Origin of the sequence: Cupriavidus basilensis, from assembly GCF_029335485.1 — a bacterium.
Lineage (GTDB): Bacteria > Pseudomonadota > Gammaproteobacteria > Burkholderiales > Burkholderiaceae > Cupriavidus > Cupriavidus basilensis_E.
Map to the genome: position 1 here is coordinate 1 of NZ_JARJLM010000716.1, position 3,747 is coordinate 3,747.

Genomic DNA, 3,747 nt, shown 5'->3' on the forward strand with positions numbered 1-3,747 from the left:
TTACTGCGGCAGCACTTCCACCGTGGCGGCGTAGCTCGCGCGGCGCGTCTTGGCTTCCTTGATCGCGACCTTGTCGTCGCGCACCTCGGCTTCCATCCAGTACATGCCCGGGGCCGGCCACTTGACGCTGAACTTGCCATCAGCGTCGGTGGTGAACGACAGCTCCTGCAACTGGTCGCGGTAGCGGATGCCGCCCGGCACCACGGCAACCTTGACGTTGCCGGCGGGCTTGCCGTCGAGCAGCAGGCGGAAGCTGGCGGCGTCGCCGGCAACCAGGTCGTTCGGGTGCGTGGCCGGCGCCAGCTCCAGCCCGCGGCCGGTGGTCTGCAGCACCTTGGCGGTCGGCTTGCCGGCCGTGACGAAGGCCTCCAGGCGGCTGTCGGCCTGCGTCACCTGCAGGTCCTGCGCGCCGGCCGGCACTTCCTTGGCGAAGGCTTCGGGAGAACCGCGCCAGCGCTTGGCCTGGCCGTTTTCCTTGTAGCTGGCGAACAATCCATGATTGACCACGGCCACCTTATAGGTGCCGGGCTGGGTCAGGTGCACGTCGAAGGTGCTGCGATAGCGGCCGGTGCTCGCGTTCTCTACCTTGGCCGCGGCGCCGTCCGGCGCGGTCACGGCGAGGTTGTCCAGCCGCAACGGCACGTGCTCGAAGTAGAACAGGTCGTTCGACACGGCGGCGTCGACGGTCACCCACGGGTCGCTGCCCGACAGCACGGTGGCCGACGGCAGCAGCCACTGGCGGTGCGCGTGGGCAGCCAGCGGCACCAGCGCGGCCAGGGCCAGCGCGGCGGCCTGGATGGAGAGTTTGGTGGCGAAAGTCTTCATCGTCATGCTCCTAAGGAATGCGGGGCCGGACCGGGGACGGCGCGGGGCCGTCCAGGAGTTCGATCCGTCAAAGGCTCTGGGTTCTCTCTGGGTTCTGGCTATTGGGGCTTGGCTGTCGGGCCGGGCTCAGGGCTTCAGGTCGACCGTCACGCCGCCCAGCTCGTGCTCGCCTTTGGCCTTGGCCGAAGCCGCTGCCTTCGGCGGCCACGCGAAGGGCACGCGCAGCAGTTCGCGCCCGCCAACCTCGCGGGCGGCTTCCACCACCAGCTGGTAGTCGCCCGCGGGCAGCTTGCCCAGCTGCGTCCTGGCATCGGTGAAAGTGAGCGTGTGCTCTCCGGGTGCGCGCGTGGCGCCGGAAACGCCGTCGGCGGGCATCTGCATATCGCGCCCGGCCTTGCGCCACCACTGGCGCATGTCCTTGAGCCACTTGGTGCCTTCGCCGTCCTTGTGCTTGACGTCATACCAGACCGCCAGCGTGCCGGCCGGACTCTGGTCCGCGCGCTCGACCCACATCGAGACATAGGGGCGGTGGTATTCGGCGACGCTCAGCCGGGGAATCTCGACCTTGACGTTCATTTCGGCCGCCACCGCCGGGCTGGCGAAGGGAACGGCAGCCATGCCGGTAAGAGTGACGGTAAGCAATCGGCGCATAGCAAGACCTCGTTTGTAAGCTGCTAACTGTGGACTGGAAACCGGGTGTGACCGGCAAATGTGTTCGCGGGCGCTGCAAGGCACGCCCAAGGCGGCCGGCACCGGTGGCGCTTCAATGAATGAACAGCAGCGCCAGCAACAGGGGCGCCACCAGTCCCAGCCCGACCAGCGGCCAGGTCGCCATGCGGCCACCGGCGTGCAGCTTGAGCAGGAACAGCCCGGTGATGCTGAAGATCAGGCAGGCGGCCGCGAACACATCGAGAAACAGGCTCCAGGCGCGGCCGGTATTGCGGCCCTTGTGCAGGTCGTTCAGGTACGAGACCCAGCCGCGCGTGGTCTTCTCGTACTGCACTTCGCCGCTGTCCAGCGCCAGGCTGACCCAGGCGTCGCCACCCGGGCGCGGCAGCGAGACATAGATCTCGTCGCCCGACCACTCGGCTTCGCGGCCGGCGGCATCGATATCGAGTTCCCGCGCGAGCCAGTCGGCCAGGGCAACCGGCACCGGGCCTTTCTCGCCGTGCGCGGCCTGCCGCAACGCGGCCGTCAGGCTGGCCGGCGCGGAGGCGGTGCGCGTGGCCACTTGCGGGCGAGCCTCGATCTGGCCGGCGTGGTTAAGCGTGAATCCGGTGACGGCAAACAGCAGCATGCCAATCAGGCAAAGCGCCGAGCTGATCCAGTGCCATTGGTGCAGGTGCTTGAGCCAGAAGGCCCGGCGTTGTTGGCCGGCCCCCAGCGATATTTCGGTCATGGTGGTTATTCCGGCGCCCGCTCGCCTGGCCTGGCGGGGCCTGTGGCTCCCGGCAGCCCGCTATCCGGTCGCCTCACTCGTCGGCTTGCCTGGTCTGCGCTGTCGCTGCGCCACCTGTACCAGGCGAGCGGTTCGGCAAATAAAGCGAAAGGATAATGGTTCTCATTTGAAATCGCAATGCCGGCTGCCGCGGTGGCTGTTACTTCGCATTACAAACGGACACCGCGAGCAGCATCCGTCAGATCGGGCAAATGTATTGTGCGGTACCGCGCACGCACGGGCCCGTTGCCCTGCAACCCTTGCCGAACCTGAGGAAATCCCCTAGCGCCGCACCGTCAAGTTTGTCTTATCCGCCGCCGTTATCGCATCAGAAGCGCCTTGAATCGATACCTAGAAAACCGGGGGAGAAAGAATGCTGGAGCGTCTGAGCCTGAGGAAGAAATTGTTGTTGCCACTGCTTCTGAGCTGGGTCTGCCTGCTCGGACTGACGATGTGGGATGCCTGGCAGATGCGCGAGCTGAGGCTGGAGGAGCGCAAGCTGGACCTCGCCCACGTCACCGAGACCGCGCTGTCGGTCGCGAAGGATTACGAGGCGCTGGGCCGCAGCGGCAAGCTGCCGATGGACGAAGCCAGGCAGCAGGCGCTGGAGCGCGTGCGCGCCATGCGCTTCGGCGACGACGGTTATTTCACGCTGATGCGTTCGGATGCCGTGGTGGTGATGCACCCCTTCAAGCCGGAGATGAACGGCAAGAACATGGAAACCATGAAGGACCCCAACGGCACCTTTCTGTTCCGCGATATCGCCGCCATCGGCAAGGGCGTGGGACAAGGCTATGTGCATTACATGTGGGCCAAGCCCGGTTCCGAGGTGCCGCAGCCCAAGCTGAGCTACGTGGCGAACTTCAAGCCCTGGGACTGGAATTTCATCGCAGGCGTCTACCTGGACGATATCGACGCAGCCTTCCGCCAGGCGCTGTTCAAGTCCCTGGCCCTGCTGCTGGGCATCGGCACGGTGATGACCGTGGTGGTACTGCGCATTGCCAACGGGCTGCACAAACAGCTTGGCGGTGAGCCGGCGCTGACTTCGCGGATCGCCGCGCGTATTGCCGAAGGCGACCTCGCCAGCCAGGTGGACACCGCCCCCGGAGACCGCCACAGCGTGCTGTTCGCCATGCAACAGATGCAGAACCGGCTGACCGGCGCGATTGGCAGCATTCGCGGCTCGGCCGATTCGATCGCCAACGCGGCAAGGGAGATTGCCGCCGGGAATTCCGACCTGTCGCGCCGCAGCGAGGAGCAGGCCGCGTCGCTGGAGCAGACCGCGGCCAGCATGGAGCAGCTCACCGGCACCGTGCGCCAGAGTGCCGATAACGCCCGCCAGGCCAGCCGCCTGGCCGAAGGCGCCTCGGAAATCGCGGTGCGAGGCGGCGCCATTGTCGGCAAAGTGGTCAACACCATGGGCGAGATCAAAGCGGCCTCGAGCAAGGTGGTGGACATCATCGGCGTGATCGAAGGCATCGCCT

Annotated in this window: 4 protein-coding genes; 1 reads left to right on the forward strand and 3 read right to left on the reverse strand. The window is 66.4% G+C overall.

The window, feature by feature from the left end; genetic code table 11:
* From P3W85_RS44030 to P3W85_RS44040, 3 genes are all read right to left on the reverse strand, one after another.
* On the reverse strand, positions 1–825 hold the full coding sequence (locus tag P3W85_RS44030) for a DUF4198 domain-containing protein (RefSeq protein WP_276269446.1): 825 nt from the start codon (positions 823–825) through the stop codon (positions 1–3).
* Positions 826–951: 126 nt separating this feature from the next.
* A complete protein-coding gene (locus P3W85_RS44035) occupies positions 952–1,476 on the reverse strand; it encodes a DUF2271 domain-containing protein (RefSeq protein WP_276269447.1) in 525 nt (174 codons plus the stop codon).
* A 112-nt stretch (positions 1,477–1,588) separates the two neighbouring features.
* Entirely contained in the window at positions 1,589–2,224 is a 636-nt protein-coding gene (locus P3W85_RS44040) for a PepSY-associated TM helix domain-containing protein (protein ID WP_276269448.1), read from the reverse strand.
* A gap of 412 nt (positions 2,225–2,636) precedes the next feature.
* Between P3W85_RS44040 and P3W85_RS44045 the strand changes: the two genes are divergently transcribed.
* The coding region (locus P3W85_RS44045; protein WP_276269449.1) for a cache domain-containing protein at positions 2,637–3,747 on the forward strand (1,111 nt) is incomplete at its 3' end.

Coding starts and splice junctions, on each gene's coding strand:
- P3W85_RS44030 (WP_276269446.1), bottom strand. CDS start 825: ATGAAGACTTTCGCCACCAAACTCTCCATCCAGGCCGCCGCGCTGGCC.
- P3W85_RS44035 (WP_276269447.1), bottom strand. CDS start 1,476: ATGCGCCGATTGCTTACCGTCACTCTTACCGGCATGGCTGCCGTTCCC.
- P3W85_RS44040 (WP_276269448.1), bottom strand. CDS start 2,224: ATGACCGAAATATCGCTGGGGGCCGGCCAACAACGCCGGGCCTTCTGG.